Below are 19978 nucleotides of genomic sequence, written 5' to 3' on the forward strand. Positions count from 1 at the left end.
GGGCGAGGATGGGCACACGAGCACCCAGGTCGAGGAGAACCCAGGATGCAGCAGGTACAGGTCCGGCACGCCGGCGCCACCGACGTGGGGCGCGTGCGCACGGTCAACGAGGACGCCTTCCTCGATGCCCCGCCCGTCTTCGCGGTGGCCGACGGCATGGGCGGCCACGACGGCGGCGACGTCGCCTCCGCCTTCGCCGTCGAGGAGCTCGGCTCGCTGGCCGGCCTCACCAGGGGCCTGGACGAGGCGGAGCCGGCGCTGCGCCGCGCGCTCGCCGCCGCCCAGGGCCGCATCGCCGACTACGCCCGCGCCCAGGCCGACGCCGGCGCCGAGGGCTTCCACGCCGGCACCACGGTCGTGTGCGCCCTCCTCGTCCAGGACGGGGCGGAGCCGGCCTGGCTGCTGGGGCACCTGGGCGACTCCCGGGCCTACCGGTTCGCCGACGGACGGCTCGAGCAGCTGACCCGGGACCACTCGCTCGTGCAGGACTACGTCGACGCCGGCGTCATCGCCCCCGAGGAGGCCGCGACCCACCCGGAGCGCAACGTCATCACCCGGGCCCTCGACGGCCGCGGCACGCCCTCGCCCGACCTCGCCCGGCTGCCCGTGACCCCCGGGGAGCGGCTGCTGCTGTGCAGCGACGGCGTGACCGGGATGATCGACCACGACGAGATCGCCGACCTGCTGGCCACCCGCGCCTCGGCCGCGGAGGCTGCGGCCGACCTGGTCTCCGCGGCCGTGGCCGCGGGCGGGCGGGACAACGCGACCGCGGTCGTCGTCGACGTGGACGCCGGCCCCGGCGCCGCGGTCGGTGTCGACGACCGCCCCGGCGGGGCGGCGCACGACGGCGACACCGTGCCGATGGAGACGCGGGAGCGCTGAGAGGGGTCGGCTGGCGGGGTCAGCGCCGCACGAGCACCGGGATGCGGGTGCGCAGGCCGTCGGTGCTGCGGAGCACGATCGAGCCCTCGTCCGCGAGGCTCGCGCCGACGCTGACCCGGACGGTGGCCCGCTCGCCGGGGGCGAGGGTGACGGTGGCCGGACGGGCCACCGCGTCCGCGCTGTCGAGGCCGGTGACCCGCACCCGCCAGGTGCGGGTGCTGGTGCCCGCGTTGACCACCGTGCGACGGGCCGTGCCGCCGTCGGTGCGCAGCACGACGCCGGGGCTGGGCAGCCGCCCGGCGCCGGCGAGCCAGTCGCGGTAGTCGCCCCGGTCGGGCACGAGGAGACCGACCTCGGAGTCCTCGGCCTCCGGGGAGACCTGACCGGCGCCCTGGCGCAGCACCGAGACCCCCCGCAGCGGCGTCGCGCCGGCCACGAGGCGGGCCCGCACGCCCTGGGCCTCCAGGCCCGTCGCCGCGGCGAGGCGGGCGGCGGCGCCCGCGACCACGGCGCTGGCGGCGGAGGTGCCGGTCAGCACGCCCCAGCGGTCGCTGCTGACGGAGGCCGGCAGCACGCCGAGCACGTCGGTGCCGGTGGCCACGACGTCGGGCTTGAGGACGGGGGAGTCGGGGGTGCCGCCGGCCGAGAACGCGGGCACGCGGGCCCGCTCGCTGGTGACGCCCTGCGGGGCGAGCGTGGCCCGGCCCAGCGGGTGCGCGGCCACCCAGCGCTCGAGGGTGCGGCCGTCGGCCTGGTCGAGGTGGACGGTCGGCACGGCGTGCAGGTCGGCGTCCACGCCGTCGGGCGCCGTGTTGACCAGCACCATGCCGGCCCCGTCGGCCGCGGCGACCGCGGCGGACTTGTCGATGCGGCCCACGCCGCCGCGCTCGCACAGCACGACGGCGTCGCGCACGGTGGCGGCGTCGAGGCTGCCGGGCTCGCACAGCCGGGCCGCGGCGCGGGTCGCGCCGCGGGCGACGGCTTCCACGCCGCGCACGAGTCGCCCGCTGACACGGGTGGTGGCCGCCATGGCGCCGGAGAGCACGGGGCCGGAGGTGCGTCCGTCGCTGCTCGCCACGGAGACCGAGCCGGTGCGCTGGGCACCGCGGACGGCACCCACGGTCGTCACCCAGGGCGAGAGGTGCGCGGCGGTGCGGGTGCGGCCGGCGTTGCCTGCTGCGGCCACCACCACGGCACCGCTCTCGCCGGCGCCGAGCAGCGCCAGCTCCACGGTGTCCAGGCGGGCGGGGCCGTCGACGGCCAGCTCGAGCACGTCCACGCCGTCGCTGGCGGCCTGGTCGATCGCGGCCACGAGGTCGGCGGTGGCGCAGCCGTCGTCGGCGGGGTCGGGGGCCGTCCAGCAGGCCTTGTAGACCGCGACGCGCGCCTGCGGAGCGACGCCGGAGAAGCTGCCCAGCGAGTCGCCGCCCGCACGGACGGTGACGCCGGAGTTGCCGGCCGCGATGGAGGCGACCTGCGTGCCGTGGCCGTCGGTGTCCAGCGGGGAGAGGCTGGCCGAGGCGCTGACGCGGTCGGCGCCGAAGCCCTCGACGAAGGAGTGCCCGGCCACGACCTTGCCGGTGCAGGAGGCCTGGCCCCAGGCGCCCTCGCCGTCGCAGGTGCCGGTGAACCCGCCCGGCGCGGAGCCCAGGCCGGGCACGTCGGCGAACGCGGCGCTCGCGGGGTCCAGGCCGGTGTCGACGACGCCCACCACGGTGCCGGCGCCGCCCACCGAGCCGGTGCCGGCGCTCTCGGCGGTGGCGGCGCCCACGGTCGCGACGCCCCGGCCCGCGAGGGTCCGCACGGAGTTCGGCTCGACGAGCGCGACCTCCGGCAGGGCGGCGAGGTCGTCGGCCTCGGCGGCCGTGAGCCTGACGGCGACGCCGTTCAGCGCGGTCGTCCAGCGGTAGACGGGGGCGGGGGAGCCGACGCGGCCGAGCACCGCGTCCTGCTCCGCGCGCAGGCGCACGGTCGCCAGCGGGTCCTCGGGCTGCCCCGCGGTGCCGGCGCCGGTGAGCGTCACCAGGTACAGCCGGCGCTCCGCCGGGGCCTGCGTCCCGTCGGTCGCCGCGCCAGCGTCACCGTCCGCGGAGGCCGAGGCCGTCGGCGAGGCCGTCGGCGAGGCCGTCGGGGTGGACGACGGGGTGGACGACGGGGTGGCGCTCGCGCTGCTGGACGGGCTGGCACCGGTGGTGCGGGCCGCGCCGCCGAAGCCGTCGTCGGGCACCGCGGCGGCCGGGGCGGCGGTGCCGAGCACACCGAGCGAGGCCAGCGAGGTCGAGAGCACGGCGGCCGTGACGAGGCGGCGCAGGCCGCGTGCGGGCGCGCTCGCCCCGGGGCCGAGGCCCCTCACCGCGACACGCGACGCGACTCTCTCCACGTCCCTACCTTCGGCTCTGCTCCGTGCTATGTGAGCGCCCATTGTGACGGATGGTGCACAGGTGGCGCAGCCCCTCCTTGGCAAAGACGTCCGTGCACCGGCCGTGCGGCACGTGACCTGGCGCACGAGGTGCGGGCCCACCGGCCCGGACGCACAGGCTCGTTTCCTACGCTGGCCGCGTGCCTGCTCCCCTCGTCGTCGGGTTCGACCTCGACATGACCCTGGTCGACTCCCGCCCCGGCATCGCCGCCGTCCTGGAGGCGCTGGCCGCCGAGCTGGGGGTCGAGATCCCGGTGCACGAGGTGACCTCGCAGCTCGGCCCGCCGCTGGACCAGCTGCTCGCCCCCTACCTGCCCGCCGAGGAGATCGACGCGGCCGTCGACCGGTTCCGGGCCCTCTACCCGGACCTCGCCGTCGCCGCGACGCCCACGCTGGCCGGCGCGAGCGAGGCCGTCGCCGCCGTCCGCGCCCACGGGGGCAGCGTCCTGGTGGTCACCGGCAAGCACGAGCCGAACGCCCGGCGCCACCTCGACCACCTGGGCCTGGAGGTCGACACCCTGGCCGGGGACGTCTGGGGCCCGGGCAAGGGAGCCGCGCTCGGCGCCGCCGGGGCCGGGGTCTACGTGGGCGACCACGTGCACGACGTGGCCGGTGCGCGCGCCGCCGACGCGCTGTCGGTGAGCGTGCTGACCGGCCCGAGCAGCCGCGAGCAGGTGCTGGACGCCGGCACCGACGTCGTCCTCGACGACCTGACCGGCTTCCCCGCCTGGCTGGACTCCCACGTGCTCACCTCCCGCCTCGCCGACCTCGAGGAGCGCCTCGTCGGGCTGGGCTCGGTGCTGGTCGCGTTCTCCGGCGGTGCCGACTCCGCCCTGCTGCTGGCCGCCGCCGTCCGCGCCCTCGGGCCCGAGCACGTCGTGGCCGCGACCGGCTACAGCCACGCGCTCCCGGCCGCCGAGCGCGACCCGGCGCGGGAGTTCGCCGAGGGCCTCGGCGTGCGGGTGCTGACCCCGGCCACCCACGAGCTGGAGCGCGAGGGCTACCGCGCCAACGCGGGCGACCGCTGCTTCTTCTGCAAGACCGAGCTGATGGACGTCCTCGTGCCGCTGGCCGCCGAGCACGGCCTGGCCGCGGTGGCGACCGGCACCAACGCCGACGACCTGGCGGCCGGCTTCCGCCCGGGCATCCGGGCCGCCGCCGACGCGGGCGCCGTGCGACCGCTGGCGGACGCGGGCCTGACCAAGGCGCAGGTGCGCGCCGCGTCCCTGCTGTGGGGGCTGCCGACCTGGGACAAGCCCGCCGCCGCCTGCCTCTCCTCCCGGATCGCCTACGGCGTCGAGGTCACCGCGGCGGGCCTGGCCCGCGTCGAGGCGGCCGAGCGCGGGCTGCGTGCCCTCCTGGCCGAGGCGGGCACGCCGGTGCGGGACCTGCGCGTGCGCGACCTCGGCGCGGACGCCGCCCGCGTCGAGCTGGACGCCGACCTGGCCGGTCGCCTGGCCGCCGGAGACCCCCTGGCCGAGCGGGTGCGCGCCGCCGTCCTGGCCGTGGGCTTCGCCGACGCGGAGGTCGACCCCCGCGGGTTCCGCTCCGGTGCCATGAACGAGCTGCTGCCCGACCCCGAGCGCTGGCGATGACCGGCGACGGCCTGGCCTCGGGCGTGGGCGACGTGCTCGCCCGCGTGTGGAGCGACGTCCTCGGACGCCAGCCCCTGCCCGAGGCGTGGGTCGTGCTCGCCACCGGCGCGGTGGCGCTGCTGCTGGTCGCCGCTCCGCAGACCTGGCACGGCGTGCGCACCGGGGTGACCGTGGTGCACGAAACCGGGCACGCGCTGGTCGCCGTGCTGGTGGGACGCCGGCTCTCCGGCATCCGGCTGCACTCCGACACCTCCGGCGTCACGCTCTCCCGCGGGCGCCCCTCGGGGCCCGGGATGGTCGCGATGCTGGCCGCGGGCTACCTGGCGCCGGCGCTGCTCGGGGTGGGGGCCGCGCTGCTGCTGGCGGCCGGTCGTCCGCTGGCCCTGCTGTGGGGCCTGGTGCTGATGGCCCTGCTGCTCCTGGTGTGGGTGCGCAACGCCTACGGCGTGCTGGTGCTCGTGCTGCTGGGCGGCGCCGTCGCGGCCCTGACCTGGCTGGGGTCGCCGCCGTGGCCCTCGCTGGCCGCCTACCTGGTCACCTGGCTGCTGCTCCTGGCCGCCCCGCGTCCCCTGGTGGAGCTGCTGGGCCGCGGGCCCGCCGGCCGACGCGGCTCGGACCCCGACCAGCTGGGCCGGCTCACCTGGCTGCCGGCCCTCGGCTGGGTGTGGCTGATGCTCCTGGCCAACCTCGCCGGCGTCGTGGTCGGCGCGCTCACCCTCGCCCCGCAGCTGCTCGAGCGCTGAGCGGTCCGCCGAAGCGGGCCCGTGGGGCAGGTCGACCTAGACTTCCGGGTCGGGCGGCACCCAGGCCGCCCGGGCACGGCCACGGGACTTCCGGGCCCGGTGCGACGTGAGGCGTGAGGGGGAGACGAGAGTGCCCACTGGCAAGGTGAAGTGGTACGACGCCGAGAAGGGTTTCGGCTTCCTCTCCCAGGAGAGCGGTGCCGACGTCTACGTCCGCGCCGACGCCCTGCCCGACGGTGCCGCCCTCAAGGCCGGCACCCGCGTCGAGTTCGGCATCGCCCAGGGCCGTCGCGGTGACCAGGCGCTCAACGTGCGCGTCCTCGACGCCCCCGCCTCGGTCTCGCGCAACCAGGCCGCGGCCCGGCGCAAGAAGCCCGACGAGCTCGCCACCATCACCGAGGACGCCATCCGGCTGCTCGACGCGATGGGCGAGTCCTACCGCCACGGCCGGCACCCCGAGCGTCAGGCCGCCCGGCAGACCGCCAAGGTGCTGCGCGCGCTCGCGGACCAGCTGGAGCTCTGAGCCCCCGCGCCGCCGGGCTCAGGCCCGTGCGGCCCGCGCGCGGCTCAGCACGAACGCGGTGAAGGAGACCATCACCGCGGCCGCGACCCCCAGGCCCAGGCGGGCGGGGTCCAGCGGCAGGGCCACGCCGACGAAGCCGCCGACCACCCACGCGAGCTGGAGCGTGGTGTCGCTGCGCGCGAACGCGCTCGCGGCCACGGTCGGCGGGACGTCCGCCTGGATCGTGGCGTCCAGGCAGAACTTCGCCAGCGACTGCGCGAGCCCCGCCACCAGCCCCAGCAGCACCAGCGGCAGCACGCCGTAGAACAGCGTCGCGAGCAGCAGTGCGGCCAGGTCGGCGACCACGGCACCGATGACGGTCACCCGCGGGTCCAGCCGCCGCAGCAGGGACGCGGCGGCGACGCCGAGCCCGTTGCCGAGCCCGGCCGCGCCCACCACCAGCGCCACGAGCAGCTCGTCGGAGAGCGCCGAGGCGGGCGGGTTCTCCCGCAGCAGGAACGCCATGAACATGATGAGGAACCCGGTGGTGAACCGCGGCCCGGCGTTGGCCAGCAGCGCGAAGGCCACCGAGCGGGGCACCCCGAAGCTCAGGCCCCGGCGTCCGCGGCGCCCACCGGCCGGCGCCTTCCCGTCCGCCTGACCCTCCACCGACCGGTCCTCGGGGGAGGCCAGCAGCACCATCGGCTGCTCGCCGGCCGAGGAGTCGACCCGCTCGGGCAGCCGGATCGCCAGCACCACTGCCACCACGAAGAGGACGAACGCGTAGCGCAGCGCCCAGTCCGCGCCCGCGAGCGAGGCGAGGAAGGCCAGGGGAGCGGACACGCCGGCCCCGACCATCCCGGCCAGCGAGACCCGTCCGTTGGCGCGCACCAGCGTCAGGGCGGGCGGTCGCAGCCGCGGGACGGCGGCGGCCCGGGTGACCCCGTAGGCCTTGCTCGCCACCAGCACCCCGAGGGCAGCGCCGAAGAGCTCCGGGGACTCCTCGCCCACGGCGCCCGCCAGCACCCAGGCCAGGAACGCCCGCACGGCCATCGTGGCACCGATGGCCCACCGCCGGCCGTGGCTGAACCGGTCCAGCGTCGGGCCGATCAGCGGGGCCACGATCGCGAACGGCAGCATCGTCAGCCCGAGGAAGAGGGTGACCTGGCCACGCGCCTCGCCGGAGGGCACCTGGAAGAACAGGGAGCCGGCGAGGGCGATCGCCACGGCGGCGTCCCCCGCGGCGTTGGCGGCGTGCAGGTAGATGAGGCGGTTCAGCCCGGACGCCTCGGCGCCCTGCGCCCCGGCCGCGCGCCGGGCCTGGTGCCCCACCGCGGCGGCGGCCCGTGCGGTGCTGCGGGCGCCGGTGCGCAGGCCACGGGCGGTGGCACGGCCGGCGTCCGCCGCCCGCTCGCGCCCGCCCGGCCGCGCAGGGCCGGAGGGCTGCTGCGGGTCGCTCACGCGCCCATCCTGCCCGGCGCCCGGTGCCGCACACCCACGACCCCGCCCCGGCGCGTCCGGGCCCCCGATACGACACGGTGGCCGGGGTGCGGGCATGATGGTCGGTCGTGAGGACCACCGCTCGTTCCAAGCCCGACTCCGTCACCGTCGGTGCCGTCGAGGTCGCGCGGGCCGCGCTCCTCGAGGACGTCGACAGCCCCAGCGACGTCGGGGAGCACCTCGGCCACGTGGTGGAGGGCGAGCGCCTCGTCACCCACTCCTTCGCCTGCACGCGCCCCGGCTACGTCGGCTGGCGCTGGGCCGTCACCCTCACCCGGGCCTCGCGCCAGCGCACGGTCACGGTGGACGAGGTCGTGCTGCTGCCCGGCGAGGACGCGATCACCGCCCCCGACTGGGTGCCCTACCGCGACCGCGTCCGCCCCGGCGACCTGACGCCCGGCGACCTGCTGCCGGTCGCCGACGACGACCCGCGCCTCGTGCCCACCTACTCCTTCGGCGACGACCCCCTGGACACCGACGAGAAGGAGCAGGTGCGCGACGTCGCCCGCGAGCTCTTCCTCGGCCGTCCGCGCACGCTCGGCCCCGAGGGGCGCGAGCAGGCGGCGCAGCGCTGGTGGGACGGCGACGGCGGCCCCGACAGCCCGCTGGCCCAGGCCGCGTCCGACTCCTGCGACTCCTGCGGCTTCCTGGTCCGCCTCAACGGACCCCTCTCGGGCCGGTTCGGCGTCTGCGCCAACGGTGACGCCAACGACGACGGCCGCGTCGTCGCGCTCGGCCACGGCTGCGGCGCGCACTCCGAGGTGCGGCTGGCCAAGAAGCACGAGCCGCTGCCGATGCCGGAGCCGATCGTCGACGACTTCGCCCCCGGCGACGTCGAGTCGTTCTGACGCACCACTGACCCACCGCCGAGTCGGCAGTACCTCTCAGCTCCCGCGCCGCGGGGCGTGAAGGCTACTGCCGACCCGGCGTCTGCACGGGGCTCAGCGGACGTGCCCGACGTCCGTGGCCCCGGGCGTGCCCGCGTCGACGGGGCTGAGCAGCCAGACCGCGTAGTCGGTGCCGGCCGGGTGCAGCTCGTAGGAGCCGAAGCGCGCGTCCACGCGCAGGCCCGCGGCCTCGGCGTCCGCGACGAACTCCTCCGGCGGGTAGCGCCGTGCGGCGGGCGGGGCGCCGACGAGGTGGAAGCCCACCAGCACCCGACCGCGCGCGCCCAGGTGCGCGCGGACGCGCGCGAGCAGGGCGCGCTCGGTGCCCTCGGCGAGGAAGACCATCACGTTGCCCACGAGGACGACGAGGTCGAACTCGTGCGGACGCTCGGGGCCCAGCAGCGCGGGGGAGAGGTCGAGACCGTCGGCGTGCAGCAGGTCGAGGTCGGGGAACGTGGCGCGCGCCTGCACGACCAGCGCCGCGTCCGGCTCGACCGCGACGACGCGGTGGCCTCGGGCGGCCAGCCCGGCCCCGACGCGGCCCATGCCGGCGCCGACGTCCAGGACGCGAGCGCCACGGGGCAGCAGGGTGTCGGCCAGGCGCGCCTCGCCGTGCACGTCCGCGCCCTCGGCCACGAGGTCCCCGAACTTCCGACCGAAGCCGGCCGACGCGTCCGGCCCGGCCAGCGCCCAGCGGGTGGGTGGCGGCTGGGTCACGCGGTCGGCCCCGGGGTGGTGCCCGCGTCCGCGGCGGCCAGGCGGCGGTCGCGCCGGCGGCGCACGTACTCGAGCCCGAGCAGGCCCAGGCCGGCGCCGGCCAGGCAGGTCCACAGCCACCAGGTGCGGTCGGTCTGCTCGAGCCAGCCGTAGAAGGGGAGCAGGGCGACGAAGGCGACCGCGAAGACGAGGGTGCCGACGGCCACGGTGCGCACCCCGTCCGTGTCCAGGGGCTCGACCGGGGCGATCACGTAGGTGCGACGACCGATACGGTGCTCGTCGGGCTGGTCGGTGCTCACGCACCCAGCCTAGAGCGCCCTCCCACCTGGGCGCGCGGTGGCCGGGTCGCGGTCCTTTTGACCCCCTCACAGGCGCCGGGTAGCCTCATTTCTCGTGTCTGGGACGACCAGGCCGTCGCGCGTGCCCGCGAGCTCAGCCCGGAAGGTCGGGAGGAGCGGGGCACGGGCCCTGAAAGACCCGGAGCGGGTGACCGCCACGGGACGAGGCAAGGGGCGACACGCCCGACCTCGGGGGTGGCGCGGTCGGTTCGGGAGCACCATCCCGGCACACAGGTGGGAGAGGGATCTCCCGCCACCACCCTGTGCGGCAGGTCGCCGCGCAGAGAGAGTCGACAAAGAGAGGGAACCACCCGGTGCCCACTATCCAGCAGCTGGTCCGCAAGGGCCGCCAGGACAAGGTGTCCAAGAACAAGACGCCTGCCCTGAAGGGTTCGCCGCAGCGCCGTGGCGTCTGCACGCGCGTCTACACGACCACCCCGAAGAAGCCGAACTCCGCCCTCCGCAAGGTCGCCCGCGTGCGACTGAGCTCCGGCGTCGAGGTCACCGCCTACATCCCGGGTGTCGGTCACAACCTCCAGGAGCACTCGATCGTGCTCGTCCGCGGCGGCCGTGTGAAGGACCTTCCCGGCGTCCGCTACAAGATCATCCGCGGCACCCTCGACACCCAGGGTGTCAAGAACCGCAAGCAGGCTCGCAGCCGTTACGGCGCGAAGAAGGAGAAGAGCTGACATGCCGCGCAAGGGTCCCGCGCCGAAGCGGCCGCTCGATGTCGACCCCGTCTACGGGTCGCAGCTGGTCACCCAGCTCGTCTCCAAGGTGCTGATGGACGGCAAGAAGCAGGTCGCCCAGCGCATCGTCTACAGCGCCCTCGAGGGCTGCCGCGAGAAGACCGGCACCGACCCGGTCGTCACGCTCAAGCGCGCGCTCGACAACGTGAAGCCGGCCATCGAGGTCAAGTCCCGCCGCGTCGGCGGTGCGACCTACCAGGTGCCGATCGAGGTCAAGGGCGGTCGTGGCACCACCCTCGCCCTCCGCTGGCTCGTGGGCTACGCCCAGGACCGTCGTGAGAAGACGATGTCCGAGCGGCTGATGAACGAGATCCTGGACGCCTCCAACGGCCTCGGTGCCGCTGTGAAGAAGCGCGAGGACACTCACAAGATGGCCGAGTCCAACAAGGCCTTCGCCCACTACCGCTGGTGATCCGTGCGGGGCGGCCCCGAACCCGGCCCCCCCCCCCCCCCCCCCCCCCCCGGCCCCCCCGCCCCCCCCCCCCCCCGGGCGGGGGGGGGGGGCGGGGCCCCCCCCCCCCCGCCCCCCCCGCCCCACCGCACCCCTTCGACCTAAGGAACGCGACCAGACCGTGGCTGTCGACATCACGACCGACCTCAAGACTGTCCGCAACATCGGCATCATGGCTCACATCGATGCCGGCAAGACGACCACCACCGAGCGGATCCTCTTCTACACCGGCATCTCCTACAAGATCGGCGAGGTGCACGACGGCGCCGCGACGATGGACTGGATGGAGCAGGAGCAGGAGCGCGGCATCACCATCACGTCCGCCGCGACGACCTGCTGGTGGAGGGACCACCAGATCAACATCATCGACACTCCCGGTCACGTGGACTTCACGGTCGAGGTCGAGCGCTCCCTGCGCGTCCTCGACGGCGCGGTCGCCGTGTTCGACGGCGTGGCGGGTGTCGAGCCCCAGACCATGACCGTGTGGCGCCAGGCGAACAAGTACTCCGTCCCGCGGATGTGCTTCGTCAACAAGCTGGACCGCACCGGTGCGGACTTCTACCGCGTGGTCGACTCCATCGTCGCCAAGCTGAACTCCACCCCGCTGGTGATGCAGCTGCCGATCGGTGCCGAGAGCGACTTCATCGGTGTCGTCGACCTGGTCGAGATGAACGCCAAGGTCTGGCGCGGCGAGACCAAGACCGGTGAGGACTACGTGGTCGAGGAGATCCCGGCCGACCTCGCCGACAAGGCCGCCGAGTACCGCGAGAAGCTCGTCGAGACCCTCGCGGAGACCGACGACGAGGTCATGGAGAAGTACCTCGAGGAGGGCGACGTCTTCGACGTGCCCACCATCAAGAAGCTCGTCCGGGCCGCGACCCTGGCCGACAAGGTGAACCCGATCCTCACCGGCACCGCGTTCAAGAACAAGGGCGTGCAGCCCCTGCTCGACGCGATCATCGACTACCTGCCGTCGCCGCTCGACGTCGACGGCATCGTCGGTCACAAGCCGGACGCCGAGGAGACCCCGGAGAACGAGATCGTCCGCAAGCCCTCGGACGACGAGCCGCTCGCCGCGCTCGCGTTCAAGATCGCCGCGGACCCGCACCTGGGCAAGCTGACCTTCGTCCGCGTCTACTCCGGCAAGCTCGAGGCCGGCGCCACGGTGCTGAACTCGACCAACGGCCGCAAGGAGCGGATCGGCAAGGTCTACCAGATGCACGCGAACAAGCGTGAGGAGATCGCGTCGGTCGGCGCCGGTCAGATCGTCGCCGTCATGGGCCTGAAGGACACCCGCACGGGTCACACCCTGTCGGACTCGTCCAACCAGGTCGTGCTCGAGTCGATGACCTTCCCGGCCCCGGTGATCGAGGTCGCCATCGAGCCGAAGACCAAGTCGGACCAGGAGAAGCTGGGTGTCGCCATCCAGCGTCTGGCCGAGGAGGACCCGACCTTCGTCGTGAAGACCGACGAGGAGACCGGCCAGACCATCATCTCGGGCATGGGCGAGCTCCACCTGGACATCCTGGTGGACCGCATGAAGCGCGAGTTCAAGGTCGAGGCCACCGTCGGCAAGCCGCAGGTCGCGTACCGCGAGACGATCCGTCGCGAGGTCTCGGGCCACTCCTACACCCACAAGAAGCAGACCGGTGGTTCCGGCCAGTTCGCGAAGGTCGTCATCTCGATCGCGCCGAACGTGGACGAGGAGACCGGCCTGGGTGCGGGCTACGAGTTCGTCAACAACGTGACCGGCGGTCGCGTGCCCAAGGAGTACATCCCCTCCGTCGACCAGGGTGCCCAGGAGGCCATGCAGTTCGGCGTCCTCGCCGGCTACCCGATGGTGGACGTGAAGATGTCCCTCGAGGACGGCGCGTACCACGACGTGGACTCCTCGGAGCTCGCGTTCAAGATCGCCGGCAACCAGGCCTTCAAGGAGGCCTGCCGGATGGCCAAGCCGGTCCTGCTGGAGCCGATGTTCGCCGTCGAGGTGACCACCCCGGAGAACTTCCTGGGTACCGTCATCGGCGACATCAACTCCCGCCGCGGCCAGATCCGGTCCCAGGAGGAAGTGAACGGTGACCTCGTCGTCTCCGGTCTCGTCCCCCTGTCCGAGATGTTCGGGTACGTCGGTGACCTGCGGTCGAAGACCTCGGGTCAGGCCTCGTACTCGATGGAGTTCGACTCGTACGCCGAGGTTCCCTCGAACGTCGCCGACGAGATCGTCAAGAAGGCCCGGGGCGAGTAACAGTTCCCGGTGCCTCGGCACCAGCTGTCCCGGCCGTCACGACGGCGGCCGGGACCCAGTACCACCACGAGTCAAGTAACAACCACACCAGGAGGAGCCCCCAGTGGCTAAGGCGAAGTTCGAGCGGAACAAGCCGCACGTCAACATCGGCACCATCGGTCACATCGACCACGGCAAGACCACCCTGACTGCCGCGATCTCGAAGGTGCTGCACGACACCTACCCGGACCTCAACGAGGCCTCGCCGTTCGACCAGATCGACAAGGCTCCCGAGGAGCGTCAGCGCGGCATCACGATCTCGATCGCCCACATCGAGTACCAGACCGAGGCGCGTCACTACGCCCACGTCGACTGCCCCGGTCACGCGGACTACATCAAGAACATGATCACCGGTGCCGCGCAGATGGACGGCGCGATCCTGGTGGTGGCCGCGACCGACGGCCCGATGCCGCAGACCCGTGAGCACGTGCTGCTCGCCCGCCAGGTCGGCGTGCCCGCCCTGGTCGTCGCCCTGAACAAGTGCGACATGGTCGACGACGAGGAGCTCATCGAGCTCGTCGAGATGGAGGTGCGCGAGCTCCTCTCCGAGTACGAGTTCCCGGGCGACGACGTCCCGGTCGTGCAGGTTGCCGCCTTCCCGGCGCTCCAGGGCGACGAGAAGTGGGCCGGCTCGATCGTCGAGCTCATGAACGCTGTGGACGAGTACATCCCGCAGCCGGAGCGCGACACCGACAAGCCGTTCCTCATGCCCGTCGAGGACGTCTTCACGATCACCGGTCGTGGCACCGTCGTCACCGGTCGTATCGAGCGCGGCATCGTCAAGGTCGGCGAGGAGATCGAGATGCTCGGTATCCGCGAGGGCTCGACCAAGACCACCGTCACCGGTGTCGAGATGTTCCGCAAGCTGCTCGACGAGGGCCAGGCCGGCGAGAACGTCGGTCTGCTGCTCCGCGGCACGAAGCGCGAGGACGTCGAGCGCGGCATGGTCCTGGCCAAGCCGGGCACCACGACCCCGCACACCAACTTCGAGGCCTCGGTCTACATCCTCTCGAAGGACGAGGGCGGCCGTCACACGCCGTTCTTCAACAACTACCGTCCGCAGTTCTACTTCCGCACCACGGACGTGACCGGCGTCGTGACCCTCCCCGAGGGCACCGAGATGGTCATGCCGGGCGACAACACTGAGATGAGCGTCGAGCTCATCCAGCCCATCGCCATGGACGAGGGCCTGCGGTTCGCGATCCGTGAGGGTGGCCGCACCGTCGGCGCCGGCCGGGTCACCAAGATCAGCAAGTGATCTGAGCGGTCCAGCCCCGGCGGGCCCGCACCTGCACCACCCGGAGCCCCCGGTCCTCGCACGAGGACCGGGGGCTCCGGCCATTTCGAAGCACCGGGTCGGCCCGGTGAGAATGAGCCCATGTCCGAAGGCGTCACTCCCGCTCGTCCCCACCACAAGCTCACCGACGACGGGCGCAGGCTGCGGGAGGTGCTCAGCTACTCCCGCCGCGGAGCCCGCTTCACGCCCCGCCAGGCCGAGGCGTGGCACGCGCACCAAGCCGCCTGGGTCATCCCGGACGAGGCGGTCGACCGCCCCGGGTTCGCGTTCTCGTCCTGGTTCGACCGCGAGGCGCCGCTCGTCGTGGAGATCGGCTCGGGCGTGGGGGACGCCACCGCCGCTCTGGCCGCCGCGCGCCCCGACGTCAACGTGCTGGCCTTCGAGGTCTGGCGCCCCGGCGTGGCCGACACCCTGTGGAAGCTGTCCGAGGCCGGGGCCGAGAACGTGCGGCTCATCGGCGTCGACGCGCAGTGGGCCATCGAGCACCTGGTGGAGCCGGAGCAGCTGGCCGAGGTGTGGACGTTCTTCCCGGACCCCTGGCACAAGAAGAAGCACCACAAGCGCCGGCTGGTCGGGCCGGCGTTCTCCCACGTGCTGGCCCAGCGCCTGGTCGAGGGCGGGCTGTGGCGCCTGGCCACCGACTGGGCCGACTACGCCGAGCAGATGGTCGAGGTGCTGGACGCCGAGCCGCTGCTGACCGGCGGGGTCGTCGACCGCTGGGACGCGCGCCCGGTGACCCGGTTCGAGCGCAAGGGCACGGAGGCGGGCCGCAGCATCACCGACCTGACCTACCGACGCAGCAGCGCCAGCTCCTCGTCGACGTAGGGGTCCTCGAGCCCGGCGGCGTCCAGGTCGGCGCGCAGTGCCGTCTGGACGGCCAGGGCCTCCTCCAGGCGTCCCAGGAGCCGCAGCGTCCACCCGACCATCCAGCGGGCGATCCGCTCGCGCTCCACGTCGCCCTGCTCCTCGCGGACCGCGAGGGCGCGGGTGAACGCCTCGAGGGCAGCCTCGTTCCTGCCGGCGTCTGCGTGCGTCATGCCCAGGTTGTGCAGGAGTGACCCCGCCCAGGCCCGCGCCCGCGGGTCCCGGCAGGCCTCGGCCCGGGCCAGTGCTCGCTCGTGGGCGTCGACCTGCTCCTCGGCCGGGACCTCGAGGCACACCATGTGCCAGGCGTCCATCTCCAGGGCCTCGAGCCCCGCGGCGTGCGCGAGCAGCGCGGCCTCGCGGAACAGGCCCAGGGGCCGGGCGCGGGGGTCGCCGGGGGAGGAGCCGGGGTGCGCCAGCGCACGCGAGCGCTCGACCCGACCGCGTTCCAGCGCCATGCGGACGCCCACCTCGGCGGTGACCGGCGGCCGCAGGCCGGTGACGATCTCGTCGAGCACCGCTCGCGCCTGGTCGAAGCGGTCCAGGATGCCGAGCGCGCGAGCCACCTGCGTGCTCAGCACCCGCCGCTGGTCGCCCCGGGCGTCCTCGGCCGCGGCCCGGAAGCGGTCGAGGGACGCACCCGGGTCGGAGAAGTCCCAGAGGGCGTCGACGTCGACCACGTCCTCCATCCTCCCTCCCCGGGTGCGTACCGGCGCAGGCAGCCCCGCTCACAGGCGGCCGACAGCCCGCGATGGGCCACGGCACGAGGCTGCGGCGGAGCCTGGCCGGACCCACGAAGCCCCGCCGGAGGTCCCATGCGCTCGCCGTTCCGCTCCCCGTCCCGCCCGACTCCCGCGCCGACGGGCGCCCACCCGGGCCCGCTCGCGGGCGCGGTGCGCCCGCCGTCGCCGGCGCTGCCCGTCGCGGTGGCGCTGCTGGTGCTCAGCACCGGCCTGGCGGCGACGGTCCTGCTGGGCATCGGCAACGCCCTGGTCGTGGCGGCGTTCCTCGCGCTGCTCGCCGTCGCGGCGCTGGCGGCGGCGGGCACGGCGCTGGCCCTGGTGCTGCGGCGGCGTCTCGCCGAGATGCGGCACCTGCCCGACCTCGGCCGGCACTTCGTCACCTCCCACGAGCACGGTCGGGTCACCGACATCTCCAGCGAGGGTGGCGGCATGACGTTGCACGTGGCGGCCGACGAGGTGCAGACGATGGTGATGGACGAGCAGGGCGCACCGGACCACGTCTCCGGCGGTGGCGCGGGCACCTCGGCCTGGCGCATCCCCGCCCAGGCGCACCTGAGCCCCGAGCAGCGACGCGTGGTCCAGCAGCTCGTCGCGGACCGGGTGCCGGTGCGCGTGGTCAGCTCCGGCGTCGTCGGTCTCGGCGGGCCGGTTGCCCAGGGCTGGCGGCTGGAGGCCGGCAACGGGCTGGTGCTCTCCGGCCACGCCTGATCAGCGCCCGACGAGCCTCCTGCGCAGGTCGGCGTCGCGGGCGAGGCGGGCACGGTCCCGCTCGCGCCGCACGGCCAGGACGCCGGCGAGGAAGTCCGCCGGCCGGGTGCCGGGCGGCGGCGCGGGCGAGACGTGCGGCGCGACCTGCGCGGCCAGCGCCGCGGTGACCCGGTCGAAGGAGGTGGGGTCCAGGTCGCGGCTGCGGGTCAGGACCTCGCGCACCGCCACCCCGAGGCCCACCGGCAGCGGGCCGACGTCGGCCGTCGTCGCCCAGCCGGCCAGCGCCGGGGGCAGGCCCGGTCCGCCGCGCCAGCGCAGAGGTACCCGGGTGCGCACGACGTAGGTGCCGGCCGCGAGGTCGCCCAGGCGCTTGCCCCGGGGGTGCAGCAGCACGGTCAGCAGCGCGAGCGCCCCGGAGGTCAGCCAGATCTCGACCACGCCCAGCAGGGCGCGGACGAACGCGTGCTGCGCGGTGATCGGGCCGCCGTCGTCCCGCACGACGCGCAGGCCCAGGGCGAACCGCCCGGGGGAGCGGCCGCCGCTGCCCGTCTCCCACAGCACCGGCCAGACCAGCAGCGAGGCGACCGTGGCGAGGATCGTGGCCGCGGTCTGGAGGGCCAGGTCGACGTCGGCGGTCGCCACGGTGGCGAGCAGCACCGCGCCCACCAGCACCAGCCCCGTCGCGGCCACGTCGAGGAACCCCGAGAGCAGCCGCAGCCCGACGCCGGCGGCCGGCAGGTCGAGCGCCACGCCCTCACCGACCACCACGTCGTCGTCGGTGACGGTGGCGTGCTCGGGCGGCGGAGGCGGTGCGGCGGACGGAGTCATCGCCGCGAGCATAGGCTGGTGCGCATGGACCTGGACGCCTACGCCGAGGCGCACGCGGAGGAGTGGCGCCGGCTCGCGGAGCTGGTCGGGCGCCGCCGCCTCGACGGGCGCGAGGCGGACGAGCTCCTGGACCTGTACCAGCGCGTGGCCACGCACCTCTCGGTGCTGCGCACGAGCGCGCCCGACCCCCACCTGGTCGCCCACCTCTCGGCCCTGCTCGGGCGGGCGCGGGGGCGCGCGGTCGGCACCAGGGTGGGCACGTGGGCCGGCGTCGCCACCTTCTGGACCGCGCGCTTCCCGGCGGCGCTGTGGCGGCTGCGCTGGTGGTGGGTCGGGACGGCGGCGGCCAACGTCGCCGTCACCGCCGTGATGATCCTCTGGCTGCTGGCGCACCCCAGCGTGGAGCAGCAGCTGCTGACCCCGGCCGAGGTCGACCAGCTCGTCGAGACCGACTTCGCCGGGTACTACAGCGAGTACGCCGCCTCCCACTTCGCGTTCCAGGTGTGGGTCAACAACGCCTGGGTCAGCGCGCTGTGCCTGGCGCTCGGCGTGCTCGGGCTGCCGGTGGTCTACGTGCTGTTCCAGAACGTCGCGAACCTCGCGGTGATCGGCTCGATCATGCACCGGCACGACGCGGCAGCGGAGTTCTGGGGGCTGCTGCTGCCCCACGGCCTGCTGGAGCTGACCGCCGTGTTCGTGGCCGGTGGGGTGGGCCTGCGGCTGTGCTGGGCCTGGATCGACCCGGGCCCGCGCCCGCGCAGCCAGGCGCTGGCCGAGGCGGGCCGCACCGCCGGCACCGTCGCGCTCGGGCTGGTGGGCGTCCTCGCGGTCTCCGGCCTGATCGAGGGCTTCGTGACGCCGTCGGGGCTGCCGACGTGGGCCCGCCTGGCGATCGGGGTCCTGGCCGAGGTGGCCTTCGTGCTCTACGTGGTGGTCCCCGGCCGCGCCGCGCACGCGCGCGGCGTGACCGGGGACCTGGACGCGACCCTGCTGGAGGACCGCGTGGCCGTCCGCGGCTGAGCCTGTCGGAGGTGAGGCTGAGCCGGTGAGGATCAGAAGGCCAGCAGGTTCTCGCGGAAGGTCGGGTGCTCGTAGCGGGTGCGGATGAGGCCGCGCTCCTGCAGGGCCGGGCACAGGCCGTCGGTGATCTCGATGATGTGCTTGCGGGTCACCGGCTTGTAGATGAGGAAGCCGTCGCCGCCGGCGGCGTCCATCGCCTCACCCATCTGCTCCGCCACCGTGTCGTAGGAGCCGACGAAGTCCATGCCGTAGTTGAACGGGCCGGTCACCAGGTCGCGCAGGGTCATGTCCTCGCTGTTCTCCAGCCAGGCCTTGGCGGTGGTGGTCTCGCCGGTGCCGATCTCCTGCGGCACCGGGCCGTCGAGGTCGAACTTCCCGTAGTCGATGGTGCCGCCGGAGGCGTAGCTCATCGCCCACAGGCGCATGTCGATCGCCGACTGGTCGTGCCGCGCGGCCTCGGCCCGGCGCTGGAGCTCCCGGGCGTCCTCGTCGGTCTCGGCGACCACCGGGATGGTCATGAACAGGATCTTGAGGTCGCCCGGCTTGCGGCCGTGGGCGATCAGCCGGGCGTCCATGTCCTGGCGCAGGGCCCGCATCTCGTCGGGGTTCTTGCACAGCGCCAGCATGCAGTCCGCGTGCGCGGCGGCGAGCTCGCGACCGGGGGTGGAGTTGCCGGCCTGCGCCACGACGGGACGACGCTGCGGCCCGGGCATCGTGTTCAGCGGGCCGCGGACCTTGAAGTACGTGCCCTCGAAGTCGATCGTGTGGACCTTCGTGTGGTCCGCGAAGCGCGGCTCGGTCTTGTCCATCAGCACCGCGTCCGGGTCCCACGACTCCCACAGCGCGGAGACGACGTCCATCCACTCATTCGCCATCGCGTAGCGCTCCGCGTGGGCCAGGTGCTGGTCGTAGCCGAAGTTCTGCGCCACCCGGTGCGAGACCGAGGTGACGACGTTGATGCCCGAACGGCCCTTCGTCACGTGGTCCATCGAGACCGCCTGCCGGGCGGCCAGGTAGGGCGGGTACTGGATCGTGGAGACCGTGCCGACGAGGCCGAGGTGCTTGGTCGCCTGCGCCATCAGCGGCATGTAGAGCATGGGGTCGTTCTTCGGCACCATCTCGCCGTACTTCAGGCTCATCTCCATCGAGCCGCCGTAGGTGTCCTCCACCATCGCGGTGTCCTCGATGAACATGAGGTCGAAGCCGCCGCGCTCCAGCGACGTCGCCAGGTCCACGTAGATGTCGGGCTTCATCCAGTCGGTCGCGTTCGTGGACGACCACGGACCCCACCACTGGTGGATGCCGGTGCTGTCGCCGAGGAACCATCCCAGGTGGAACATGCGTGCCTCCGTCTCGGCGCCGGGCGGTTCCCGGCGGTGCGCGAGACGCTGGCAGCCCGGTGTGAGGGCCCCGTTGCGCCGAGGCAGCGCGGGTGTTGCGCCGTTCGGCAC

At 74.2% G+C, this 19978-nt stretch carries 19 protein-coding genes; 12 read left to right on the top strand and 7 right to left on the bottom strand.

The window, feature by feature from the left end; translation table 11 throughout:
- Positions 1 to 45: 45 nt before the first annotated feature.
- Positions 46 to 882 (top strand): PP2C family protein-serine/threonine phosphatase, encoded by an 837-nt coding sequence (locus M8330_RS06150; RefSeq protein ID WP_250826612.1) that lies wholly within the window; start codon positions 46 to 48, stop codon positions 880 to 882.
- 19 nt (positions 883 to 901) lie between these two features.
- Here the strand turns inward: M8330_RS06150 and M8330_RS06155 are convergent, their stop codons facing one another.
- Positions 902 to 3235 (bottom strand): S8 family serine peptidase, encoded by a 2334-nt coding sequence (locus M8330_RS06155; protein ID WP_250826613.1) that lies wholly within the window; start codon positions 3233 to 3235, stop codon positions 902 to 904.
- 206 nt (positions 3236 to 3441) lie between these two features.
- Between M8330_RS06155 and larE the strand changes: the two genes are divergently transcribed.
- From larE to M8330_RS06170, 3 genes are all read left to right on the top strand, one after another.
- On the top strand, positions 3442 to 4896 hold the full coding sequence (gene larE, locus M8330_RS06160) for an ATP-dependent sacrificial sulfur transferase LarE (RefSeq protein ID WP_250826615.1): 1455 nt from the start codon (positions 3442 to 3444) through the stop codon (positions 4894 to 4896).
- A complete protein-coding gene (locus tag M8330_RS06165) occupies positions 4893 to 5639 on the top strand; it encodes a M50 family metallopeptidase (RefSeq protein ID WP_250826616.1) in 747 nt (248 codons plus the stop codon). Before larE ends, M8330_RS06165 begins: the two co-directional genes overlap by 4 nt.
- A gap of 130 nt (positions 5640 to 5769) precedes the next feature.
- Positions 5770 to 6162 (top strand): cold-shock protein, encoded by a 393-nt coding sequence (locus M8330_RS06170; protein ID WP_250051541.1) that lies wholly within the window; start codon positions 5770 to 5772, stop codon positions 6160 to 6162.
- Positions 6163 to 6180: 18 nt separating this feature from the next.
- On the opposite strand, the gene M8330_RS06175 is transcribed toward M8330_RS06170, so the two are convergent.
- Positions 6181 to 7602, bottom strand: coding sequence for an MFS transporter (locus tag M8330_RS06175; protein WP_250826617.1), 1422 nt, complete (start codon positions 7600 to 7602; stop codon positions 6181 to 6183).
- A 107-nt stretch (positions 7603 to 7709) separates the two neighbouring features.
- Between M8330_RS06175 and M8330_RS06180 the strand changes: the two genes are divergently transcribed.
- Complete coding sequence (locus M8330_RS06180) at positions 7710 to 8489, top strand: DUF3027 domain-containing protein (protein WP_250826618.1); 780 nt, start codon at positions 7710 to 7712, stop codon at positions 8487 to 8489.
- A gap of 93 nt (positions 8490 to 8582) precedes the next feature.
- Here the strand turns inward: M8330_RS06180 and M8330_RS06185 are convergent, their stop codons facing one another.
- Together M8330_RS06185 and M8330_RS06190 are read right to left on the bottom strand one after the other, a co-directional pair.
- Positions 8583 to 9245, bottom strand: coding sequence for a class I SAM-dependent methyltransferase (locus M8330_RS06185; RefSeq protein WP_250826619.1), 663 nt, complete (start codon positions 9243 to 9245; stop codon positions 8583 to 8585).
- Positions 9242 to 9544 (bottom strand): DUF2530 domain-containing protein, encoded by a 303-nt coding sequence (locus tag M8330_RS06190; RefSeq protein ID WP_250826620.1) that lies wholly within the window; start codon positions 9542 to 9544, stop codon positions 9242 to 9244. The genes M8330_RS06185 and M8330_RS06190 overlap by 4 nt, the downstream gene beginning before the upstream one ends.
- Before the next feature lie 353 nt (positions 9545 to 9897).
- Between M8330_RS06190 and rpsL the strand changes: the two genes are divergently transcribed.
- The 5 genes from rpsL (at position 9898) to trmB (ending at position 15189) form a co-directional block, all read left to right on the top strand.
- A complete protein-coding gene (rpsL, locus tag M8330_RS06195; RefSeq protein WP_011757353.1) occupies positions 9898 to 10272 on the top strand; it encodes a 30S ribosomal protein S12 in 375 nt (124 codons plus the stop codon).
- Between the two features lies 1 nt (position 10273).
- Positions 10274 to 10744, top strand: coding sequence for a 30S ribosomal protein S7 (gene rpsG, locus M8330_RS06200; RefSeq protein WP_250051554.1), 471 nt, complete (start codon positions 10274 to 10276; stop codon positions 10742 to 10744).
- Between the two features lie 211 nt (positions 10745 to 10955).
- Entirely contained in the window at positions 10956 to 13028 is a 2073-nt protein-coding gene (fusA, locus tag M8330_RS06205; RefSeq protein ID WP_250826638.1) for an elongation factor G, read from the top strand.
- Between the two features lie 103 nt (positions 13029 to 13131).
- On the top strand, positions 13132 to 14325 hold the full coding sequence (gene tuf, locus M8330_RS06210) for an elongation factor Tu (protein ID WP_250826621.1): 1194 nt from the start codon (positions 13132 to 13134) through the stop codon (positions 14323 to 14325).
- A gap of 120 nt (positions 14326 to 14445) precedes the next feature.
- A complete protein-coding gene (gene trmB / locus M8330_RS06215) occupies positions 14446 to 15189 on the top strand; it encodes a tRNA (guanosine(46)-N7)-methyltransferase TrmB (RefSeq protein ID WP_250826622.1) in 744 nt (247 codons plus the stop codon).
- On the opposite strand, the gene M8330_RS22350 is transcribed toward trmB, so the two are convergent.
- Positions 15153 to 15908, bottom strand: a complete 756-nt coding sequence (locus M8330_RS22350; RefSeq protein ID WP_250826623.1) for a tetratricopeptide repeat protein — start codon at positions 15906 to 15908, stop codon at positions 15153 to 15155. The two genes, trmB and M8330_RS22350, sit on opposite strands and share 37 nt — an antisense overlap.
- A 135-nt stretch (positions 15909 to 16043) precedes the next feature.
- Between M8330_RS22350 and M8330_RS06225 the strand changes: the two genes are divergently transcribed.
- On the top strand, positions 16044 to 16679 hold the full coding sequence (locus tag M8330_RS06225; protein WP_250051604.1) for a hypothetical protein: 636 nt from the start codon (positions 16044 to 16046) through the stop codon (positions 16677 to 16679).
- Here M8330_RS06225 and M8330_RS06230 read toward each other — a convergent pair whose 3' ends face one another.
- On the bottom strand, positions 16680 to 17507 hold the full coding sequence (locus M8330_RS06230) for an RDD family protein (protein WP_250826624.1): 828 nt from the start codon (positions 17505 to 17507) through the stop codon (positions 16680 to 16682).
- Between the two features lie 24 nt (positions 17508 to 17531).
- Between M8330_RS06230 and M8330_RS06235 the strand changes: the two genes are divergently transcribed.
- The gene (locus tag M8330_RS06235) at positions 17532 to 18527 is read left to right on the top strand and encodes a stage II sporulation protein M (RefSeq protein ID WP_250826625.1); all 996 of its coding nucleotides are present in this window, start codon (positions 17532 to 17534) and stop codon (positions 18525 to 18527) included.
- A 32-nt stretch (positions 18528 to 18559) separates the two neighbouring features.
- On the opposite strand, the gene M8330_RS06240 is transcribed toward M8330_RS06235, so the two are convergent.
- A complete protein-coding gene (locus M8330_RS06240) occupies positions 18560 to 19867 on the bottom strand; it encodes an NtaA/DmoA family FMN-dependent monooxygenase (RefSeq protein WP_250826626.1) in 1308 nt (435 codons plus the stop codon).
- Between the last annotated feature and the right edge of the window lie 111 nt (positions 19868 to 19978).

The sequence above is a fragment of the Nocardioides bruguierae genome (genome assembly GCF_023656415.1).
GTDB lineage: Bacteria > Actinomycetota > Actinomycetes > Propionibacteriales > Nocardioidaceae > Nocardioides > Nocardioides bruguierae.